At 69.5% G+C, this 20,330-nt stretch carries 20 protein-coding genes and 1 pseudogene; 13 read left to right on the top strand and 8 right to left on the bottom strand.

Going from position 1 to position 20,330, the window contains the following annotated elements; translation table 11 throughout:
- Nucleotides 1-63 precede the first annotated feature (63 nt).
- Together AOZ06_RS13850 and def are read left to right on the top strand one after the other, a co-directional pair.
- Nucleotides 64-564 (top strand): winged helix-turn-helix domain-containing protein, encoded by a 501-nt coding sequence (locus AOZ06_RS13850; RefSeq protein WP_236952207.1) that lies wholly within the window; start codon nucleotides 64-66, stop codon nucleotides 562-564.
- Complete coding sequence (gene def, locus AOZ06_RS13845; RefSeq protein WP_054289761.1) at nucleotides 546-1,052, top strand: peptide deformylase; 507 nt, start codon at nucleotides 546-548, stop codon at nucleotides 1,050-1,052. Before AOZ06_RS13850 ends, def begins: the two co-directional genes overlap by 19 nt.
- 10 nt (nucleotides 1,053-1,062) lie before the next feature.
- Here the strand turns inward: def and AOZ06_RS13840 are convergent, their stop codons facing one another.
- The 4 genes from AOZ06_RS13840 to AOZ06_RS57740 form a co-directional block, all read right to left on the bottom strand.
- Nucleotides 1,063-2,271: a CynX/NimT family MFS transporter gene (locus AOZ06_RS13840; protein WP_218921984.1), complete on the bottom strand. Its 1,209-nt coding sequence runs from the start codon at nucleotides 2,269-2,271 to the stop codon at nucleotides 1,063-1,065.
- 247 nt (nucleotides 2,272-2,518) lie between these two features.
- Nucleotides 2,519-3,250, bottom strand: a complete 732-nt coding sequence (locus AOZ06_RS13835; protein ID WP_054289760.1) for a VOC family protein — start codon at nucleotides 3,248-3,250, stop codon at nucleotides 2,519-2,521.
- Between the two features lie 130 nt (nucleotides 3,251-3,380).
- Nucleotides 3,381-4,160 carry a maleylpyruvate isomerase N-terminal domain-containing protein gene (locus AOZ06_RS13830; protein ID WP_054289759.1) on the bottom strand — a complete coding sequence of 260 codons (780 nt, stop codon included), beginning with the start codon at nucleotides 4,158-4,160 and terminating at the stop codon, nucleotides 3,381-3,383.
- Nucleotides 4,157-4,579, bottom strand: a complete 423-nt coding sequence (locus tag AOZ06_RS57740; RefSeq protein WP_054289758.1) for an SAV_6107 family HEPN domain-containing protein — start codon at nucleotides 4,577-4,579, stop codon at nucleotides 4,157-4,159. Before AOZ06_RS57740 ends, AOZ06_RS13830 begins: the two co-directional genes overlap by 4 nt.
- Nucleotides 4,580-4,776: 197 nt before the next feature.
- Between AOZ06_RS57740 and AOZ06_RS13820 the strand changes: the two genes are divergently transcribed.
- Together AOZ06_RS13820 and AOZ06_RS13815 are read left to right on the top strand one after the other, a co-directional pair.
- Entirely contained in the window at nucleotides 4,777-5,292 is a 516-nt protein-coding gene (locus AOZ06_RS13820; protein WP_054289757.1) for a YbaK/EbsC family protein, read from the top strand.
- Between the two features lies 1 nt (nucleotide 5,293).
- Complete coding sequence (locus AOZ06_RS13815) at nucleotides 5,294-5,866, top strand: GNAT family N-acetyltransferase (protein ID WP_054289756.1); 573 nt, start codon at nucleotides 5,294-5,296, stop codon at nucleotides 5,864-5,866.
- A 47-nt stretch (nucleotides 5,867-5,913) separates the two neighbouring features.
- Here the strand turns inward: AOZ06_RS13815 and AOZ06_RS13810 are convergent, their stop codons facing one another.
- A complete protein-coding gene (locus AOZ06_RS13810; protein ID WP_054289755.1) occupies nucleotides 5,914-6,468 on the bottom strand; it encodes a hypothetical protein in 555 nt (184 codons plus the stop codon).
- A 243-nt stretch (nucleotides 6,469-6,711) separates the two neighbouring features.
- On the opposite strand from AOZ06_RS13810, the gene AOZ06_RS13805 reads away from it, so the two are divergent.
- Together AOZ06_RS13805 and AOZ06_RS13800 are read left to right on the top strand one after the other, a co-directional pair.
- A complete protein-coding gene (locus AOZ06_RS13805) occupies nucleotides 6,712-7,707 on the top strand; it encodes an aldo/keto reductase (RefSeq protein ID WP_054289754.1) in 996 nt (331 codons plus the stop codon).
- Nucleotides 7,707-8,294, top strand: a complete 588-nt coding sequence (locus AOZ06_RS13800) for a TetR/AcrR family transcriptional regulator (protein WP_179950822.1) — start codon at nucleotides 7,707-7,709, stop codon at nucleotides 8,292-8,294. Before AOZ06_RS13805 ends, AOZ06_RS13800 begins: the two co-directional genes overlap by 1 nt.
- Here the strand turns inward: AOZ06_RS13800 and AOZ06_RS13795 are convergent.
- The gene (locus AOZ06_RS13795; protein WP_054289752.1) at nucleotides 8,291-9,958 is read right to left on the bottom strand and encodes a DUF885 domain-containing protein; all 1,668 of its coding nucleotides are present in this window, start codon (nucleotides 9,956-9,958) and stop codon (nucleotides 8,291-8,293) included. The two genes, AOZ06_RS13800 and AOZ06_RS13795, sit on opposite strands and share 4 nt — an antisense overlap.
- A 125-nt stretch (nucleotides 9,959-10,083) precedes the next feature.
- On the opposite strand from AOZ06_RS13795, the gene AOZ06_RS13790 reads away from it, so the two are divergent.
- Nucleotides 10,084-10,731, top strand: a complete 648-nt coding sequence (locus AOZ06_RS13790) for a DUF3153 domain-containing protein (protein WP_169798919.1) — start codon at nucleotides 10,084-10,086, stop codon at nucleotides 10,729-10,731.
- A 6-nt stretch (nucleotides 10,732-10,737) separates the two neighbouring features.
- Here AOZ06_RS13790 and AOZ06_RS13785 read toward each other — a convergent pair whose 3' ends face one another.
- Nucleotides 10,738-11,625, bottom strand: a complete 888-nt coding sequence (locus tag AOZ06_RS13785; protein WP_054289750.1) for a methylenetetrahydrofolate reductase — start codon at nucleotides 11,623-11,625, stop codon at nucleotides 10,738-10,740.
- Nucleotides 11,626-11,694: 69 nt separating this feature from the next.
- Between AOZ06_RS13785 and AOZ06_RS13780 the strand changes: the two genes are divergently transcribed.
- The 5 genes from AOZ06_RS13780 to AOZ06_RS13760 all read left to right on the top strand — a co-directional run bounded on the left by AOZ06_RS13780 (nucleotide 11,695) and on the right by AOZ06_RS13760 (nucleotide 17,994).
- Nucleotides 11,695-12,765, top strand: a complete 1,071-nt coding sequence (locus tag AOZ06_RS13780) for a polyprenyl synthetase family protein (RefSeq protein WP_054289749.1) — start codon at nucleotides 11,695-11,697, stop codon at nucleotides 12,763-12,765.
- Nucleotides 12,762-14,228 (top strand): phytoene desaturase family protein, encoded by a 1,467-nt coding sequence (gene crtI, locus AOZ06_RS13775; protein ID WP_054289748.1) that lies wholly within the window; start codon nucleotides 12,762-12,764, stop codon nucleotides 14,226-14,228. The genes AOZ06_RS13780 and crtI overlap by 4 nt, the downstream gene beginning before the upstream one ends.
- 63 nt (nucleotides 14,229-14,291) lie before the next feature.
- Nucleotides 14,292-15,674: a hypothetical protein gene (locus tag AOZ06_RS13770; RefSeq protein WP_157233005.1), complete on the top strand. Its 1,383-nt coding sequence runs from the start codon at nucleotides 14,292-14,294 to the stop codon at nucleotides 15,672-15,674.
- 63 nt (nucleotides 15,675-15,737) lie between these two features.
- The gene (gene mptB / locus AOZ06_RS13765) at nucleotides 15,738-16,979 is read left to right on the top strand and encodes a polyprenol phosphomannose-dependent alpha 1,6 mannosyltransferase MptB (RefSeq protein WP_157233004.1); all 1,242 of its coding nucleotides are present in this window, start codon (nucleotides 15,738-15,740) and stop codon (nucleotides 16,977-16,979) included.
- Nucleotides 16,966-17,994: a phytoene/squalene synthase family protein gene (locus AOZ06_RS13760; protein WP_054289745.1), complete on the top strand. Its 1,029-nt coding sequence runs from the start codon at nucleotides 16,966-16,968 to the stop codon at nucleotides 17,992-17,994. Before mptB ends, AOZ06_RS13760 begins: the two co-directional genes overlap by 14 nt.
- Here the strand turns inward: AOZ06_RS13760 and AOZ06_RS58865 are convergent.
- Nucleotides 17,931-18,233 (bottom strand): annotated as a pseudogene (locus tag AOZ06_RS58865) (Rv2175c family DNA-binding protein); the annotation flags it as partial. The gene AOZ06_RS13760 and the pseudogene AOZ06_RS58865 overlap by 64 nt on opposite strands.
- Nucleotides 18,234-18,343: 110 nt before the next feature.
- On the opposite strand from AOZ06_RS58865, the gene pknB reads away from it, so the two are divergent.
- The gene (gene pknB / locus AOZ06_RS13755; protein WP_054289744.1) at nucleotides 18,344-20,299 is read left to right on the top strand and encodes a Stk1 family PASTA domain-containing Ser/Thr kinase; all 1,956 of its coding nucleotides are present in this window, start codon (nucleotides 18,344-18,346) and stop codon (nucleotides 20,297-20,299) included.
- Nucleotides 20,300-20,330: the final 31 nt, after the last annotated feature.

Raw genomic sequence — 20,330 nt, 5'->3', positions numbered from 1 at the left:
AACACCCCAGGTCAACCCCACCACTGCTGGATTTTGAAGTTTGCAAAGCGTAGACTTTGCAAAGTGCCTCCCCCCGACCATCCCATCCGCGCCGCGTTGCTGGCGCTGCTGCGTGAGCGGGACACCGTGACCTCGACCCAGGCAGCGCAGGCGCTCGGTTTCAGCTCCGGCCTGTGCTCGTTCCACCTGCGACAGCTCGCGCGGTACGGCTACGTCGAAGAGGCGGACGCGACCGACGGCCGCGTCCGGCCGTGGCGGCTGGCCCACCGGCCGGGCGAACCGGACCTCGGTGCGCTGGCCAGAGAACTGGAGGACGAGGGATATCAGCGCTGGCTGCGGCTCAAGGACGACGCTCCGACCGAATGGTCGATCGACGACGCCTTCAGCTCGGTGATATTTCTCGAACCCGCCGAACTGGCCGAAGTCGGTGCGCAGATCCGGGCCGTGCTCGCCCGCTACGCCACCCGCCCGGTCAGCCCGGACGCACGACCCGTTGCCGCTGTAGCCCGATTGTTCCCATTGCTCCCAGTCGAACAGGAGGCGCCATGGCCGTCCGAGAGTTGAGGTACCTCGGCGATCCGGTCCTCACCACCCAGGCAGACCCCGTCACCCACTTCGACCACCGGCTGAGCGCGCTCATCGACGACTTGATGGACACCGTGCTGCTTCCGGGGCGCGCGGGCCTCGCGGCGCCCCAGATCGGCGTCGGGCTTCGCGTGTTCAGCTACAACGTCGGCGGCCTGCACGGCTACGTGGTCAACCCGCAGATCGTGGACCTTTCCGAGGAGACACAGGACGGTCCGGAAGGCTGCCTGTCCGTGCCCGAACTGTGGTTCCCGACCCGCCGCGCGGCGCAGGCGACCGTGAAAGGCGTCGACGCCAAGAACAAGCCGATCTCGGTCACCGGCAAGAAGGAACTGGCCCGGTGCCTGCAGCACGAGACCGATCACCTGGACGGCAAGCTGTACCTCGACCGGCTGGAACCGGACCAGCGCAAGGAGGCGATGCGCCAAGCCCGTGAGTCGCAGTGGTTCTGGCGCGGGGAGAAGTAACCCCGGCTGATCAGACGAACTGGTTCACCGTGAGGTTTCGTCCTGCGCCGAGGCCGATGGACGCTTGGACCAGCGCCGCTGTCATGAGGACCGTCAGCGGCAGGGACCAGCTGCTCGTCCAGTCGTGCAGGCTTCCGAAGAGGACTGGACCCGTTGTCGCGAACAGGTAGCCGATCGACTGCGCCATTCCGGACAGGGCTGCCGCGCCGAAGGAGTCCTCTGCTCGCAGGGTGAAGAACAGCAACGCCAGGACGAAACATATTCCGCTGGCCAGGCCGACGACGACCACCCAGAGCACGGCCAGTCCTGGCGCGAGGAGCATTCCGAGGTAGCCGGCCGCGCTCAGCAGCGAGCCGCCCGTCGCCAGCAGTCGCTGGTCACGCATCTTGTTGGCCACCAAGGGGATCGACGCGCTCATCGTGACGCCGAGCACCTGCAGCAGCATCATCAGCCAGCCGCTGTTGGCTTCGCTTGTCCCGTTGTCGTTCATGATCGCCGGGAACCACGAGAGCACGATGTAGAAGCCGAACGACTGCAGGCCCATGTACGCCGTGACCTGCCAGGCCAGCGCCGAACGCCACGGGGTGCGGGTGGCGCTCGACGGCGGTTCGACCGGTCGCGCCTGGCGGCCCAGCGCGTGCGGAGTCCAGATCGCGAACGCGATGAGCGCCAGTCCCGCGACGCAGCCCAGCGCTGTCCGCCAGCCACCTGGCAGCACACCCGCCAGCGGCACCGCGAGGCCGGACACAATCGCGCCGACGACACTCATCGTCGCCGAGTAGAGACTCGTCATCGGCGCAACACGGTCCGGAAAGTCCCTTTTGAGCAGTGCGGGGATCAGCACGTTGCCAACCGAGATGGACATGCCCAGCAGGACAGTCCCCGCCCAGAGCATTCCGGTGACCGGCACGGAGCGAAGGACGATCCCCAGTGCCAGCGTCAGCAGGGCGTACCAGGTCAGCCGTTCCATGCCGACCAGCCGGGCCAGCCTGGTCACCTGCGGCGAGAACACCGCGAAGGTCAGCAACGGCAGCGCGCTGAGCAGGCCTGCCTGCCCCGCACTGAGTCCCTCCGATCGCCTGATCATCTCCAGCAACGGTCCCACCGAGGTCAGCGCACCTCGGAGGTTGGCCGCCACCAGGAGAATCCCGGCTATCAGCAGCACCCTTCGCGCGGTCGTCGCGCGAGTGTCCGCCATGCGATCGCTGATCGTGCTCACGCCAGCGCTCATGTCACCGCCCACTCGGTCTCACCTTCGCCGACGGATCATCCTACGTATCTGTCGACGCTGGGCCAATGACGCGTTGTGAGCAGTTTGCATGCTTTCGGGCCCGCACCATGCCGCCAGTCGGGTGCAGGTGACGGCCGAACCCGCCTTGTCCGCGATTTTCAGGACAGGAAACGCTCCCCGACGTCACCCTGCTGCCTGATCCGGATCCCCCGCCCGGGCAGGGCGGCGAGATCACCTACCGCGGCGACAGCACGCAGAACTCGTTGTCCTCCGGGTCGGCCATCACCTCCCAGGGCACGTCCGTCTGCCCGATGTCGAGCTTCCTGGCCCCCAGCCGGCAGAGCCTGGCCACCTCGGCCGCCTGGTCGTCACCGGCGAAGGGGCGGACGTCCAGGTGCAGCCGATTCCGGCTCCGGGCGGCCTTGGCAGCGTGCCCGTGCTGGAACTCCAGCCACGGCCCGCGACCGTTGGGCGCGCGCAGGCCGACGTCACCAGCGGGCTTGTCGCTGCGCCGGAACCCAGCCGCCTCGGACCAGAACCCGGCGAGCTCTCCCGCGTCCTGTGCGTTGACGACGATCGCCGCCAGCGCGCCGGTGTCGCTGTAGACCTCACGCGGCTCGAGCACACAGAACTCGTTGCCCTCCAGGTCCACCATGACCTCCCAGGGGACGTCCCGCTGCCCGATGTCGACCGGTTCCGCACCGAGCGCACGCGCCCGCTCGATGATCGCGGCCTGGTCGTCCAGGCTGGCGGAGGCCAGATCGAGGTGGATGCGGTTGGGCGCGGTCTTGGCCCCGGCCTCCTCGCCGAAGACCAGGTCGAACTCCCAGCCCTGCGACGACGGCGCACGCACGTCGATCTCGCCGTGCTCGGCCACGACCTCCCAACCGAGCAGCTTCGACCAGAACTCCGCCAGCGCCCCGGGATCCGTGGTACCGAAGATGACGTTGACGAGTCTCGTTGCCATACCCGCAAGCTAGCAGCGCCCTCGGACAGTTCCCGGCCGCTGCCCGCACAGGCGGACAGGAGGGCTCCGGCCGCGCGTCGGCGGAACCCTCCTGATCAGGTGATCACCTTGGCCGCGCGTGGCTGACGTGTCAGCGGGTCGCCACGCGGATCAGTGCCCACAGCTGGTTGATCGCGTCTATGTCTCCTTCCCGGTGGACCGCTCGTTCGCCGAGACGGCCCCAGAGGTAGCGGTACACACTGGACGGCTGTCCGACGACTCTCGCGTCGACCCGGGCCAGGTCCGCTCGTTCGACGTCCGAGCCCGGCAGGCGCCACGCGCCCAGTCCGCCCGTGGTCGTCCTGGTCAGCCACGCCCGGTCGCCGGTGAGCACGGCCACCGTCGCGTCTCTCGTTCCGACGACTCCCTGGACTGTCAGGCGGTGGCCGAACCACAGCGTGAGGACCTCGTCGACACCGTCGACCGCGATGTCGTCCTCGATCTCGCCGATCGGCTGCTCGGTCGCCGCCTGCACGTCCACCCGGTGGATCACGGTCTCGTGCGCCATCCGCCTGCGCCAGAAACCGTATGTCGAATCCGCCGCCCACCAGGTGGAGCACGGTTCGGCGTGGTCGTGTGCCGCGAGTTCGTCGACCAGTTCGCGCACGCCGCTGATCACGTAGTCCCGCAACGACTGGAACGGCCCCGGCTGGCGCTGCCACGTCTGCGGGGTGTCCCCGGTCCGCATCCACTGCAACGCCATCCGGTACACGCTGCCCACATGCCTGGCCGTTTCCCCGACGGTCAGTCCCGGGCAGTTCGGGATCCGCAGATCCGCTCGCGCGCCGTCCACCGCTTCGGCCAGCACCGTGGCCTCGATCTCCAGTACGTCCAGCAGCTTCGCCTGATCGGTCAGTGCCCGTCCGCTCACCCCGGGACAACCCGGGCGATCAGGCCGACGAACACGCCTGCCTGCCGGACCAGTTCGTCCGCCGACCGGGCACTGACCAGCCGGATCCGGCCGGCCTGCACCGCCGCCCTCGTGCGCGAGTGCGCCGCGAAGAACGCGGCCCATTCACGCAGCTCGGGCGCGACCGACGACAGCAGCGTCCACGCGCTGGTCGGCCGGGAGCGGCCCCGGTGCGGACGGCCGCGGTGCGCGAGCATCGCGGCGGCCGCTCGTAACGCGGACAGGTACGCCTGGGCGAACCGCTCGGCCGGGTCGGTCTCCGCCTCAGCGGCGGCGATACCGCATTCGGCCTGGCGCATCAGCGCGGCAGGTGAGCCGGAGGCCCACGAGTTGCCGCCTCGACGCGAGGGGGAGTTCGGGAAGTCGACTCTGGTTGACATCAGGGCCTCCTCACGTCCTCGACGTGGCCAGGCGGCCACGCCGACCCACCGTGGGGAAGCCGGTGGACCCGGTGGCGAGGCGCTTCCCCCGCCCCACCACCGGGCAGCCGTGTTCGATTTCGAACACGTGTTCGAGTCTACCTGGGCGACGCCAGCCGCTCAAGCTGCGGCGATCCAGGTCATGGTGTGATTGACCGGTGACGACCAACGATCACCCGGCTGTCGTAAAGTTCACGGCCGCGCTGCAGGAGGCCGGACTGGCCGAGTGCGCGCGGGGCATCCGGATCCTCGACGACGAGGTGCGGACCGCGGCAGCCGCCGCGCGGGCGCTGGGCATCGAACCGGGTGCGATCGCCAACAGCCTGATCTTCCGCGCCACGTACGGCGACCGCGTGGAGCCGTTGCTGGTGCTCACCTCGGGCGCGCACCGGGCAGACACCGCCAGGGTCGCGGCGCTCGTGGGCGCCGACAAGATCGGCAAGGCCGACCCCGCGTTCGTCAAGGAGAACACCGGTCAGGCCATCGGCGGCGTCGCCCCGGCCGGCCATCCGCGACGGGTCCGTACACTCGTGGACAACCATTTGGCCACATACGCGGCGGTCTGGGCCGCGGCTGGGCACCCTAAGTCCGTGTACCCGACTACGTTCGAGCAGCTGGTCGCCCTCACCGGGGGGACGGCTGCGGACGTTCGGAGCGTGGAGGATGATTCCTGACGTGACCGCCGCGCCATCGCACAGAAGCCAGCTCGTCGAGCTGTCGGCCGACGCGTTGCGGTCGCGGCTCTACGAGGCGCTAGGTCTGTACGTCACAGCCATGGGCTACCCGAAGGGCACAGCCGAGCAACGGGCGCCGATGTGGTTGGCGCACATGCTGCGTGAGGGGTGGCGTTGCGTGGCGGCGCTGGACCAGAACGACAAGCTGACCGGGATCTGCTACGGCTACAAGGGCGCCCCGGGGCAGTGGTGGCACGAGCAGGTCCGCCGCGGCGTGGTCGAACTCGGCGGTACCGAGGTCGCCGACGAGTGGATGCGGGACTACTTCGAGCTCACCGAGTTGCACGTCCGGCCGGACAGCCAGGGCAGGGGCACCGGGGAGCAGCTGTTGCGAGCGCTGCTCGCGGACGTTCCCAACGATCGGGTACTGCTGTCCACCCCGGAGGGCCGGACCAGGGCGTGGAGCCTGTACCGCCGGGTCGGCTTCGTCGACGTGCTGCGCAACTACCGGTTCGCCGGTGATCCGCGACCGTTCGCGGTGCTCGGCAGGCACCTGCCGATGACGTCCTCGTGAGCGACCGGTCCCGGACCAGCCGCTCACGAGGGGATTCCGCCGCTCACCTACGGCAATGGCGCGGGCGGCAGCGGCGGCGCCGGCGGTAGTGGCGGTACCCCCACACCCGGGACAGGGAGCTCGACCGGTAGGCATTTGGCCGCGTTGATCGCGGTGATGGCCCTGGCCAGCCTCGTGACCGCGGCTGTCGTGGCCGCCGCGTCCGGTGGCACCGCGAGTGTGGCGCTGACCCCGCCCAGCACTGCACTCAACAGATCCACGGTCGGCTTCAGGCAGGCGTCCACGGCTTTCGGCGCGGGCGGTGCCGGGGGTGCCGGTGGCACCGGCGCGCTCGCGGGCAGCTCGGGCAGGCAGCCAGCTTCCTGCACGCCTGTCACCGCGTTGAAGACGTCACCGAGCGCCGACTGCAGCTTGGTGGGGTCGGTCGCGACGGTGGTCACCGCCTTGACGGTGTCCTGCAAGGTTTTGACCGCCGGGGTGTCGGCAGTGCATTCGGCCCGGGCCTGATCGGCCCGCTCCACAACGGCCGCGCTACCCGGCAGCACCGCCGCGGTCAGGCCGAGTGCTGCCAACGACAGCACCACGGGCAATCGTTTGGACATGTGGTCTCTCTCCTTGTGGGTTCGTCCCGGCGATGATCCGGGCATGGCGATGGTAAGCACCGCTACACCGGCTCTGAGCTGCAAAAACGTTCAACTTCACCGCATAGGGTGGCTCGAGTGGCAGCACGGCGGGGAAATGGTTAGATACCGTCCGCAACAGTTCAGCTGACAGATATTGAAATCTGTCATCGCAATGTGCATACTTGAAGCACGTTCGAAGCACCGCTTCAAGGAGGAACCCCCGTGCGCACCCGTCGACTTGGCAAGACCGGCCCAGAGGTGTCCGAGCTGGGACTCGGCGCGATGGGCATGTCGGACATGTACGGTCCGGCCGACGAGACCGAGAGCATCGCCACCATCCACGCCGCGATCGACAGCGGCATCACGCTGATCGACACCGGCGACTTCTACGGCATGGGGCACAACGAGATGCTCATCGGCCGCGCGTTGCGCGACCGCAACCGCGACGACGTCGTCATCAGCGTGAAGTTCGGCGCGCAGCGCTCCCCGGCGGGCGAGTGGCTCGGCTACGACGCCAGCCCCAACGCCCTGAAGACAGCGCTGTCCTACACGCTGCGCCGCCTCGGCACCGACCACATCGACGTCTACCGGCCCGCCCGGCTGGACCCGAACGTCCCGGTCGAGGACACCGTCGGCGCGATCGCCGAGATGGTGCAAGCCGGGTACGTCCGGCACATCGGGCTGTCGGAAGTCGGCGCGGACACCATCCGCCGCGCCGCCGCCGTCCACCCGATCGCCGACTTGCAGATCGAGTATTCGCTGATCAGCCGGAGCGTGGAGGACGCGATCCTGCCCGCGCTGCGGGAACTGGGCATCGGAGTGACCGCGTACGGCGTGCTGTCGCGCGGCCTGCTGTCCGGGCACTGGTCGGCCGACCGGCCGCACACCGCCGCCGACTTCCGTTCCCACAGCCCGCGCTTCCAGGGCGACAACCTGGCGCGCAACCTGGAACTGGTCGACGCGCTGCGTGAGATCGCCGACCACAAGGCGGTTTCCGTCGCCCAGGTGGCAGTCGCGTGGGTACTGTCGCGTGGAGAGGACATCGTGCCGCTCGTCGGCGCGCGCAGGCGTGACCGCCTCGCGGAGTCGGCCGGTGCGCTGAGCGTGGAACTGTCGGAGGAAGATCTCGGCATGATCGAAAAGGCTGTGCCCGTCGACGCCGCCGCGGGCGAACGGTACGCGCCCGCCCAGATGCGGACGCTGGACAGCGAACGCTGATGCCCGAGACGCTCACCGCGGACCAGATCCTCGAAGCGGCGCAGGACGTCCTGCGCCGCTTCGGCCCGAGCAAGGCGACCGTCGTCGACGTCGCACGCGCCCTCGGCGTCAGCCACGGCAGTGTGTACCGGCACTTCCCGAGCAAGGCCGCGTTGCGGGAAGCCGTCACACGGCGGTGGCTCGACCGGGCGCACGCACCGGTCGCGCTGGCGGCCGAAGCGGATCTGCCCGGACCCGAGCGGCTGCGCAACTGGCTGGCGACGCTGTTCGACAGCAAACGGCACAAGGTGCTCGACGACCCCGAACTGTTCGCCACGTTCACCGCGCTGGTCAGGGAAAGCAGCGCGGTGGTCGACGACCACATCGCCGAGCTCACCGCGGAACTGGCCGCGATCCTGCGGGACGGCGCCGAAGCAGGCGACTTCGGGCCGTTCGACGACGTCGACCGGACCGCGCGCGCGGTTTTCGACGCGACGAACCGGTTCCACGACCCGGCGTACGCGAGCGAGTGGAAGCAGGACGGCATCGACGCGGCGTTCGACGCCGTCTGCTCACTCGTCCTCGCCGGACTCCGGCACAGGCCCTAGCCGCGCAGGCTCGCCCCCAGGTTGTCCAGCCCCATCGACCCGAGACGCAGCGCGCGCATGTGGAAGTCCTTGATGTCGAAGGCTTCCCCGTCGCGGCGACGTGCCTCGTCGCGCAGCTGCAGCCAGTAGCGCTCGCCGAGTTTGTACGACGGCGCCTGCCCCGGCCAGCCGAGGTAGCGGTCGATCTCGTCGTGCACGTGCTCGGCGTCGGTGATCGTGCGGGTCAGCATGAACTCGAGGCCCAGCTCCGGCGTCCACCGCTCGCCGTCGTGGAATCCGCTGCCCGCAGGGATTTCCAGCTCGAGGTGCATCCCGATGTCGATGATCACCCGCGCGGCGCGGAACAGGTGCGCGTCGAGCATGCCCATCAGGTCACCGTCGTCGGTGAGGTAGCCGAGCTCCTGCATCAGCCGCTCGGCGTACAGCGCCCAGCCCTCGCCGTGCCCGGACACCCAGCCGTGCAGGCGCTGGTAGCGGTTGAGCGACTCGGCCTCGTGCACACCGGTGGCGATCTGCAGGTGATGCCCCGGCACACCCTCGTGGTACACAGTGGACACTTCACGCCACGTGCTGAAGTCCTCCCGGCCAGCCGGAACCGACCACCACATCGCGCCCGCGCGGGAGAAGTCGTCGCTGGGGCCGGTGTAGTACGCGCCGACACCGCCGCCGTCCGGCGCGATCTTGCAGTCGAGGCGCATCAACGCGTCCGGGATGTCGAAGTGCACGCCACGCAGTTCGGCCAGCGCGTTGTCGGACAACTGCTGCATCCACTGCTCGAATTCACGGCGGCCGCGCACCCGGTAACGCGGATCGGCGTCCAGTGCCGCCGCGGCGTCGGCGAGTGAACCGCCCGCCTTGATCCGTTCGGCGACCGCGACCATTTCCTTCTCCACGCGGAAGAACTCGGTCCAGCCCCATTCGTACGCTTCGCGCAGATCCAGTTGTGCGCCGAGGAAATACCGCGACCACAGTTTGTAGACGTCCTCGCCGACGGCGTCCTTCGCCGGCGCCTTGCCCGCGATCTCCGCACGCAGGAAACGCGCGAGGTCGCCGTACGCCTCGGCGGCGGAGTTCGCGGCGGATTCCAGCTCGGCCGATTGCGCGTCCGGCGCCGCTTTGACGAACGCGCCGAAGAACGACTCGCCGTCGGCGCCCGACCACGTGTCGCACTGTTCGGCGACTTTGGTGACCTGCCGCAACGCGACCAGCTGACCGCGCCCGGCCGCGTCCCGCAGGCCCGCCTTGATGCCGTCGACGGCGCCGGGCACCTTGCCGAGCAGGGTGCGGATGTCGGCCCACTGCTCGGCGGTGTCGGTCGGCAGCAGGTCGAAGATCGCCCTGACGTTCTGCACGGTGCTCGCGATCACGTTCAGGTGACCGGTGGTCAGGCCCGCCTCGTGCAGTTCCAGTTCGATCCCGACGCGTTCGAGGAAATGGGCTTTCGCGGCTGTCTCGGAATCGTCGGCCGGTTCCAGCGCCTCGATCCGGCGCAGGTAACGGGCGTACAGCTCGGCGCGTTGCCGGTCGCCGTCCGGGGAGAAATCGGTCATCTCCGACTCGTATCCGGTCAGACCGGCGTATGTGGCGGCGATCGGGTCAAGGGTGGCGTACTCGTCCACGAACCGTTCACTCGCCTCGTGGACCCCCGCAGTGTGATTGGCCATGTCCGGGACGTTACCCGTTGTGGATATGCGGCGAACCCGCCGGATTTCGCAATGGGCTGGACAAAGCTGGCATAGTTGCGCCCGTGCACCAGGCTCCCCACCGTTCAGCCCGCCGGTGGGCTGCAGTGCCGCTCCTTCTCGTGCTTGCGTTCGTCCTCAGCGGCTGCGTACGAGTGCGGGCCGCGATGGCGATCGACCCGTACGACCTGGTCTCCGGGACCGTCGAGATCGCCACCGTGCAGGCCAAACCCGAGGAGGTCGGGCCTCAGCTGACGGTGCCGGCCGAGCTGTCCGGCCAGGTCACGATGGAGCCGTACAAGGCCGACGGCTACGTCGGCCAGACCGTGCGGTTCAACCAGCTCAGCTTCGACCAGCTGCGCACCCTCGCGGAGTCGATCAGCACGGTCACCAGCCGCTACCGGCTCAACTTCCGGCGGTCCGGCGACATCGTGTCGCTCGCCGGGGTCGCCGACCTGAGCCAGCTGCGACCGGACGGGGTCGACGTGCAGCTCAAGATCGCCTTCCCCGGCCCGATCGGCAAGACCAACGGCGCGCTGGAGATGGACAACACGATCCTGTGGAAGCTCAACCCCGGCCGGATCACCGACCTGTCGGCGACCGCCCAGTACAACGCCGAGTCCGGGATGTCGTGGACCAAGTGGGTGCTGGTGGTCGGCGCGGGCGCGGTGGGCGCCGCGTTGATCGTGCTCGCCTTGGCCCTGTTCACGCACCGCCGCAACCGGCGCAAGGAACAGATGTCGGAGTACGTGTAGGGCTTGTCACGCCGTGCGGCTGGGCATCAGACCCAGCCGGCCCAGTACCTCTTTCGTCGCCTTCGCCCGGTTGAACGTGTAGAAGTGCAGCACGTCGACGCCTTCGGCGAGCAACTCCTGGCACATCTCGGTCACCACGTCGATGCCTTCCGCCCGGAAGGCTTTCGGGTCGTCCGTCAGCGGCTCGAGGCGGCCGGCGATGTGCGGCGGCACGGGCGCGCCGGACAGCTCCACCGTCTTGCTGAGCATCTTCGGGGTGGTGAGAGGCATCACGCCGGGCAGGATCGGGGCGTTGCCGCCCTTGGCAGCCACCCGGTCACGCAGGCGCAGGAAGTCCTCGGCCGAGTAGCAGAGCTGCCCGACGGCGAAATCCGCGCCGGCGCGGAACTTCTGCACCAGGCGGTCGGCGTCCATCTCGACGTCCGGGCACCGCGGGTGCCCGTAAGGGAACGCCGCGACTCCCACGCAGAAGTCACCCAGCTCGCGCACCAGGCGGACGAGGTCCTCGGCGTAGCTCAGGCCCTGCGGGTGCTTGACCCACTCCCCCATCGGGTTGCCGGGCGGGTCGCCGCGCAGCGCGAGCACGTTGTGCACGCCGACCGCGGCGTACCAGCCGATGACGTTGCGCAACTCGGCCACCGAGTGGTCGACGGCTGTGAGATGCGCCATCGGCACCAGGGTCGTCTCCCTGGCCACGCGGCCGGTGGTGCGGATCGTGCGGTCGCGCCGGGAACCCCCGGCGCCGTACGTGACCGACACGAACGCCGGGTCCAGGCCCTCGAGTTCGCGGATCGAGCGCCACAGGATCTGCTCGTCGGCGTCGTCTCGGGGCGGCATGAACTCGACGGAGAACGTGGCTCTGCCGACATTGATGCGCTCCAGCACGGACGTCATGGGAGAAAGCCTATCGGGACTGACGACCCCGCCGCGTCGGCCAAGTGCGCGGGGGCGGACGATGGACATGTGCATCCGACGACCATTGACGACTCCGTTAGAGCCCACGTCGAGCTCACCTTGACCGAGTACCTGGCGGCCAAGCAGTCCACGATGGCCAGCCTGACCCAGGAGCTCGCGGACGCACTCGACGCACTGGTCGAGTTCATCCTGCGCGGCGGCAAGCGCATCCGCCCGACGTTCGCGTGGTGGGCGTGGCGTGGCGCCGGTGGCGAACCGGACGCCTCGGCCGTACTGCGTGCGGTCAGCGGTCTCGAACTGATCCAGGGGTGCGCGTTGGTGCACGACGACCTGATGGACGCCTCCGCGGTCCGCCGGGGCTCGCCGACGGTGCACGTGACCTTCGAGCGGCTGCACCGGGAACGCGGCTGGCTCGGCCCGTCCGACCGGTTCGGCATGGCCGCCGCGATCCTGCTCGGCGACATCGCGCTGGCCTGGGCGGACGACATGTTCTACGGCTCCGGCGTCGCGCCGGACCGGCTGGCGTCGGCCAGCGAGCCGTGGCAGGCGATGCGCTCGGAGATGCTCGCGGGCCAGTACCTGGACATCCTCACGCAGGTGGAGGGCGACGAGTCGGCAGAGGCGGCGTTGCGGGTGGCGCGGATGAAGACCGCCGCGTACACCGTGGAGCGCCCGCTGCACATGGGCGCGACCCTCGCGGGCGCCGACCCCGAGGTGATCGAGCGGCTGCGGACGTTCGGCGCGGACATCGGCGTGGCTTTCCAGCTGCGTGACGACCTGCTCGGCGTGTTCGGCGACACCGACGTGACCGGCAAGCCCGCCGGTGACGACCTGCGCGAGGGCAAGCGGACCCTGCTGGTCGCGCTCGGCCTGCGGCAGGCGGACGCGGCGGGCGCGGCCGTGCTGCGCGACTGCCTCGGCCGCCAGGACCTCACGAGCGACGACGTCGAGCGGGCCAGGACCGTGCTGCGGGAGTCCGGCGCGGTCGACTCGGTCGAGGACAAGATCGAGGCGTTGACCGGGACCGCCATGCGGGCGCTGGAGTCGGCGGACCTGGCCGAGCCTGCCGGTGACCGGCTCGCCGAGCTGGCGATCGCGGCGACCAGGAGGAACCACTGAGAAGCGTCACCGGCCGGACCGACCACGTCGTGGTGGTCGGCGCCGGTCTCTCGGGTCTGTCCTGCGCCCTGCACCTGCTCGGTGCCGGGCGCCGGGTCACCGTGCTGGAAACCGCGCCGTCGCCGGGCGGGCGGGCCGGGCGGATGCGCCTGGGCGGCTACACGTTCGACTCAGGCGCGAGCGTGCTCACCATGCCCGAGCTGATCGAGGAGGCACTGGCAGGCGTCGGCGCGCCGATGCTGGAGCTGACCAGGCTCGATCCGGCGTACCGCGCGCATTTCGCGGACGGCAGCACGATCCACGTACACCCGGACGCCGACGCGATGGCCGACGAGGTCCGCCGCGTGGCCGGGCCCGCGGAGGCCACCGGGTACCTGGAGCTGCGGCGGTGGCTGTCGGAGCTGTACCGGGTCGAGCGGGATTCGTTCATCGGCGCGAACTTCGACTCACCTCTGGACCTGGTCGGGTCGCGGCTGGCGAGCCTGGTCGCGCTCGGCGGGTTCGGACGGCTCGGCCCCGCGATCGCGAAGCACCTGTCCGACGACCGGCTACGGCGGTTGTTCTCGTTCCAGTCGTTGTACGCCGGTGTCCCGCCGCGGCGGGCGCTGGCCGCGTACGCCGTGATCGCGTACATGGACACCATCGCGGGCGTCTGGTTCCCGCAGGGCGGTGTTTCCGCGGTCGCCGAGCACATGGCGCAGGCAGCGGCCACAGCAGGCGCTGACGTGCGGTACTCGTGCGGCGCGGCGTGGCTGGAGCGTGTCGGTTCTCGCGTGACGGCCGTGCGCACGACCGAAGGGGAGCGGATCGCGTGCGACGCCGTCGTCCTGACGCCTGACCTGCCGGTGGCGCGCGGACTGCTCGGTTTGCCGTCGAAACGGCCGCTCCCGTTGCAGTGGTCGCCGTCGGCCGTGGTGCTGCACGCCGGGGTGGACCGCTCGTGGGACGCGCTGGGGCACCACACGATCTTCTTCGGCGGCGCGTGGGACCGGACCTTCGACGAGATCACCCGGCGCGGGAAACTGATGACCGACCCGTCGCTGCTGGTCACGCGGCCGACCGCGACCGACCCCGGGCTCGCGCCGGCCGACCGCCACGTGGTCCAGGTGCTGGCCCCGTGCCCGAACCTGCGCACGTCCCGGATCGACTGGCCCCGGGTCGGGCCCGCCTACCGCGACGAGCTGATCGGCGTGCTCGAACAGCGCGGACTGACCGGTTTCGGCTCGTCGGTCGAGGTGCGGCAACTGGTCACGCCCGCCGACTGGGAGGCCCAGGGCCTCGGCGCGGGCACCCCGTTCTCGCTGGCGCACACGTTCCGCCAGACGGGCCCGTTCCGGCCGCGCAACCTGGTCTCCGGCGTGGACAACGCCGTGCTCGCCGGGTGCGGGACCACTCCGGGCGTCGGGATTCCGCCTGTCGTCATCTCGGGCAGGCTCGCGGCGCGAAGGATCACCGGTAGGTAGCGAATATGCGCCAGACCGTGCCGCACAGCGGACTTCAGCCGGCAGTCAACTAACGTTGAAGGCGTGATGCGGTACGGACTCGGCGCCCTGATGGTGGCGGTCCTGCTGTGTTCCGGGTGCACCGGCGACGACCCGCCCGCGGGCGGGTCGGTGTCCGCGCCCGCGCCGTCGACCGCCGACACCGTCGCGCAATCCATTGTGGATCTCAAGGGCGCCGGGGCGGTGCACTACAACGGCTCGCTGACCGCCCCCGCGGGTGACAAGGTCACCATGCAGGTCACCGTGACCAAGGCGGGCGAGGCGATCGGCAACCTGTCGGTGAACGAGCTGGCCGCGGCGGTCCTCGTCGTCGACCACACGCTGTACCTCAAGGCCGGGCTGGACTTCTGGCTGAAGCTGTCCGGCGTGCCGGACAGCACCGCGCCGACCGTGGCCGACCACTGGGTCAAGGCCCCCGGCGTGCTGCTCGGCGTGGACATCGAGCGGATCTTCGACACCGAGACCCTGCCGTCGCTGTTCGGCAAACCACTGCCCGACCCGCCGCAGGACGCCATCAAGCGGACCAAGGTGGCCGGTCAGGACGTGCTGGAGGTGCCGACCGACACCGGCGTGCTCTACGTCGGCGCCAACGCGCCGTACGGCCTGGTCCGGTTCGACCTGACCAAGTCCGGCAAGAGCGACCCGACGAAGGTGCGTGACCTGGCGTTCAGCGTCACGGACGCGACCGGTGACATGGCCGCGCTCTACCGTGACCTCGCCACCAGGACGACCGAGCTGGAGACCGCGTACGACCCGTTCACGGGCGTCCGGCAAGGCACGCACAGGTTCCAGAACTGCGGCGTGAACAGCTGCGCGATCGTGGTCGAGCTGACCAACGTGGGCAGGCAGCCGGTCCGTGTGGCGGTCAAGGCGACGTGGACCGCGTCGGGCAGCACGATCGGTTCCTGCGACAGCCGTGTCGGGCCGTTGCAGCCCAACCAGGCGGGCACGGCGACGTGCACGCTGGCGTCGCCGCAGTGGACGCAGTTCTACCGCCGCGCGCAGTCCGTACCCGGGCAGCACCCGTACGGCGCGGAGTGGACGGCGATGGCTCTCATCACCCCACCCGACCCGGCTGGCTTGCGCACGTTGGCAACGTCAGCGCAGACACCGGTCGCCAACCCCCAAGGCAACCAGCACGTGTACCTGATCCGCGGCAACGCGGGCAACACAGACAAGCAGATCTGGAAGTACGGCGTCGCGACCGGTGCCGACTGGCGGAAAATCCCCGAGGAGCAGCTGAGGTTCTGCACCGCGAGCGGCAAGCCGTCGTGTGTGGTCGACGAGGTCGCGGCGACCGGTGACCCGGCGTCGGCGCACGCGCTGGCCCGTCAGCTCGTCGACGCCTTCCGGGGGCGTGTGGGCGCCTGCCCGCCTGCCCAGTGGGTCGGGTGCTCGCCCAAGTAACCGACAGTGGCTGACTAGGCTGATCGGGCCATGGTCATCGCCCCTTCCGCAACGCACCACCGTGTGACGGTCGCGCTCGGGTTCGTCGGCTCGCTCGCGATCTGCCTCAGCACCGTCGTTCCTGGCGGACGGGTCGTGTTCTACGTGGGCATCGCGGCGTTCGTGTGGGCGTGGCTGCGGCTGCGGACGTGTGCGCGGCGGCAGATCCTGATCGCGATCGGCGTGTGGGCCGTGCCCCTGCTGGCGCCGCTGCCGTTGCTGAGCCAGGACCTGTACATCTACCTGGCGCAAGGTGCGATCGCGCACGCCGGGCTGGATCCGTACACCGTTGGCCCGTCCGGGCTGGACAGTCCGCTGACCGACCGGGTGAGCTGGGTGTGGGAGAACACGCCGTCGCCGTACGGGCCGCTGTTCATCCTGCTGATGAAGAGCGTTGTCGCCGTGACCGGCCCGAACGTGTTCGTCGCGGCGTTCGTGACCAAGCTCGTGATCGCCAGTGGCCTGGTGTTGCTGTGCGCCGCTCTGCCTGGGCTGGCGCGGCACCTCGGCGGCACGCCGGAGCAGGCGCTGTGGATCGGCGCGGCGAACCCGCTGGTGCTGGTGCACCTGGTCGGCGGACCGCACAACGACCTGCTGATGATCGCGTTCCTGGCGGCGGGGACGCTGCTTGTGCTGGACCGCAAGCACGTGGCGGGTATCGCCGTGGTGGCCTTGGCGATGGGGATCAAGGTGACCGCGGCGATCGTGCTGCCGTTCCTGGTGTGGGTGTGGGCCGCGCGGGTCAAACGCTGGGGTTTCCCCACTGCGGCCGGCATCGGAGCCGGGGTGACTGTGGCTGTTTTCGGGCTGTGCACGCTCGCGGCCGGGGTGGATCTGGGCTGGTTGGGGGCGCTCGGCGGGAACTCGCTGCTGATCCACTGGCTGTCCGTGCCGACCGGGGTCGGCGAGCTGTTCGGGATCATCCCGGCCGCTCGGGTCGGCGGGTGGGCGCTGCTCGCGGTGATCGTCGGGTGGCTGTGGTGGCGGTCGCGCTCCGGCAGCTCTCGAGCGGTTTCCGGGGCGGCGTGGGCTTTGCTGGCAACCGTGCTGCTGTCCGCCGTGACCATGCCCTGGTATTTCACGTGGCCGCTCGTACTGGCGGCCGGATTCGCGTTCCCACCCGCCATTGTGGCCGGAATCTCGCTGTGGCTCGTGGTTATCAACTACCCCAACGGGGATACCGGTCTCTACAACTGGTGGTGGGTGCTGCTGACGGCGGCGGCGGGAGTTTTCGTCTGGTGGAGGGTCAAGCGTGAGTACGCGTGAGCTGGACGCGGCCGGGATCACGGATCCCGAACTGCGTGCCGCGTACGCCGCGAGCAAGGCCATCAACGCCCGCCACGGCCGGACATACTTCCTGGCCACACGCTTGTTGCCGCTCGCCGACCGTCCGGCTGTGCACGCGCTGTACGGCTTCGCGCGGGTCGCCGACGACATCGTCGACGGATCGCTGCCCAAGGCACAGCAGACGATAGAGCTGCTGGCGCTGGAGCGGACCATGTGGGACGGCGACCAGCCCGTGCTGCGCGCACTGGCCGACACGGTCCGCCGTTATCGGATCGACCGGTCGCTGTTCACCGACTTCCTCACGTCCATGCGGATGGATCTGCACGTCAGGGACTACGCGACATACGACGATCTGGCGCGGTACGTCTACGGCTCGGCCAGCGTCATCGGCCTGCAGATGCTGCCCGTGCTCGGCACGGTCTCGCCGCGTGACGAAGCCGAGCCGTACGCCGCCGCGCTCGGCGAGGCGTTCCAGCTGACGAACTTCCTGCGGGACGTCGGCGAGGACCTCGACCGGGGCCGCGTGTACCTGCCGTTGGACGAGCTGGCCGCGTTCGGAGTCGACCGCGAGCGGCTGCGCTGGGCCAGACGGACCGGTCGGCACGACCCGTATGTACGCAGGGCATTGGCGCACATGGTCGCGCGCACCACAGCGATCTACCGGCGCGCCGAACCCGGCATCGCGATGCTAAGGCCCTGGTCACGGCCATGTGTGCGGACCGCGGCCAAGTTGTACCGGGGGATCCTCGACGAGATCGTGGCCGCGGACTACGCGATCCTCAACCAGCGCGCGGTCGTCCCGACCGGGCAGCGGTTGCGGGTCGCGTTGCCCGGCGCGGCTGCCTCGATCGGGCTCGCCGCCGGTCAGAACGCCAGGGCCTGGGCCCTGCGCTTGACCTCCCGGCCCCGGTCGCCCCGCAACGCCTCGATCGGCATGCCCGGCAGCGACTCGTCCGCGGTGAACAGCCAGCGCAGGATCTCGCTGGTCGAGTAGCCGGAGTCGATCAGCACCGTGATCGTCCCCGGCAGGCCCTTGACCACCTCGTCGGCCTCGGTCAGGAAGACAGCAGGGACGACCAGGTCGCCCTTGCGGCGGACCGCGATCAGCTGGTGGTCACGCAGGGCCTGCTGGACCCTGCTGACGGGGCGGCCGAACCGGTCGGCCACTTCCCGCAGGGTCAGCACCTCCACCGCTGGGTCGAGCACATCTTCAGCAATGGGAATCGCACTCACGACTGAACACGATGCCACACGCCGCACGTATGAGAAATGAGGCAGGCCGACCACGGAGGGGCAAACCGGTCCGTACGATCGCACACGTGCAGGAAAGAGGCGGGCTTCAAATGGCGACGTTGCTGGAGCAGCGTTACCGGGTCGACGCGCCCCTTGCCCGTGGCGGCATGTCGGCGGTCTACCGCGGTCTGGACACCCGGCTGGAACGGCCGGTGGCGATCAAGGTGATGGATCACCGGTTCGCCGAGGACCGTTCGTTCGTCGACCGGTTCGAGCGCGAGGCACGCGCCGCTGCCAGCCTGCACCACCCGAACGTGATCGCCGTGCACGACCAGGGCTTCGACGGGGACCACGTGTTCCTGGTGATGGAGCTGGTGGACGGCGGAACCCTGCGCGACCTGCTGACCGAGCGCGGCAGGCTGACCGTCCCGCTGGCGTTGTCGGTGCTGCAGCCGGTGCTGTCCGCGCTCGCCGCGGCCCACCAGGCCGGGCTGGTGCACCGGGACGTGAAGCCGGAGAACGTGCTGATCGGCAAGCAGGGCACGGTCAAAGTCGGCGACTTCGGCCTGGTCAAAGCCATGGCCAGCGGTAAAAACACGAGTCACAGCGTGATCCTCGGCACAGTCGCCTACCTGTCACCGGAGCAGGTGACCACAGGCGCGACGACAGCACGTGGCGACGTGTACTCCGCGGGCGTCCTGCTGTACGAGATGCTCACAGGAACACCTCCGTACGTCGGCGACACGCCGCTGTCGGTGGCGTACAGGCACGTGAACGACGACGTGCCACCGCCGAGCCAGACCGCGCCCGGCATCCCCCAGGCGCTGGACGAGCTCGTGCTGCGCGCGACGCGCCGCGATCCGTCCGCCCGGCCTGCCGACGCGAACGCTTTTCTGCAGGAAGTCGAGCGTGTCCGGCTCGCGATCGGCGCTCCGCTCGTGCCGGTGCCCGCCGCGGCGCACGGTATGCAGACCATGCCCCAGGTCGAGGTGCCGACACAGCAGACCGTGCCGGTGCAGAACAACGCCGCCGCGCCAACCCCACCCGGTCCACAAGGCACACGGGCGATGCCGCGCTCCGACCTGGACACGCCCCCGCCACTACCGGCCCAACCGCCGGTCCAGCCGCGTAAGAAGAAGCCCGCGCCGGAGCAGGAGGAATCCCCCCGCAAACGCTTCCACCTGCCGAAGTGGGGCATAGCCGCGGCCGTGGCCGCAGTGGCGGCGATAGTGGCGACGATCATCCTGATCAGCGGCCCGAGCCCGGTGCCGATCCCGAACGTGGTCGGCGCGGCCAAGGCGACAGCGCTGCAACAGATCCAGGACGCGCAACTGGTGCCGACCGTGATCGAAAGCCGTAGCAACACCGTGCAGAGCGGCAAGGTGATCAAGACGGACCCGGGCTCGGGCACACTGCTGCCCGGGTCGGCGGTGAACGTGTACGTCTCGGCCGGGCCGCCGGTCGTCCCGGAAGTCCAGCCAGGCGCGACGGTGGAAGCCGTCGACAAGGAACTGAAGGCACAGGACCTGAAGTCCAACCTGTCCCCCGCCGACGACAAGTACGACAACACGGTGCCCAAGGGGACGGTGCTGACCCTGTCACCGAGCCCGGGAACACAGCTGAAGATCGGCGACACGGTGCTGATGATCCTGAGCCGAGGCCCAGCCCCACTCAAGCCACTGCCGAACGTGGTCGGGAAAACCGAAGCCGAAGCCCGCACACTCGTGGAAGAAGCCGGGTACACCGTCACCAACGTGACCCAGAAGTTCGACGGCCGGACCGAAGGCGGCCGAGTGATCGCCACAACCCCAGGGGCAGGCACCACAGCCGAGGACAAGAAAGTCGAGTTCGTCGTCTCCAACGCGGTCGCCGTACCCGACCTACGCGGCAAGCGGGTCAAGGAAGCACGGGAGCAGGTCGAGAAGCTGGGCCTGAAGCTGGAAGTCGTGTCCTTCTTCGGAGACGACCGAGGCAACCGCCGGATCAACGCTCAAGGACCAGCGGCGAACACCCAGGTGCAAAAGGGGACCACAATCCGCGTGGCCGTCGACTTCTTCGGCGGCTGACAGCAGCGAGATTTCCCGAATCCGCACCACG

Origin of the sequence: Kibdelosporangium phytohabitans (assembly GCF_001302585.1) — a bacterium.
In the GTDB taxonomy this organism is placed as follows: domain Bacteria; phylum Actinomycetota; class Actinomycetes; order Mycobacteriales; family Pseudonocardiaceae; genus Kibdelosporangium; species Kibdelosporangium phytohabitans.
Note: the sequence above shows the minus strand (reverse complement) of the source record. Positions and strands in the feature narration are given on the sequence as shown.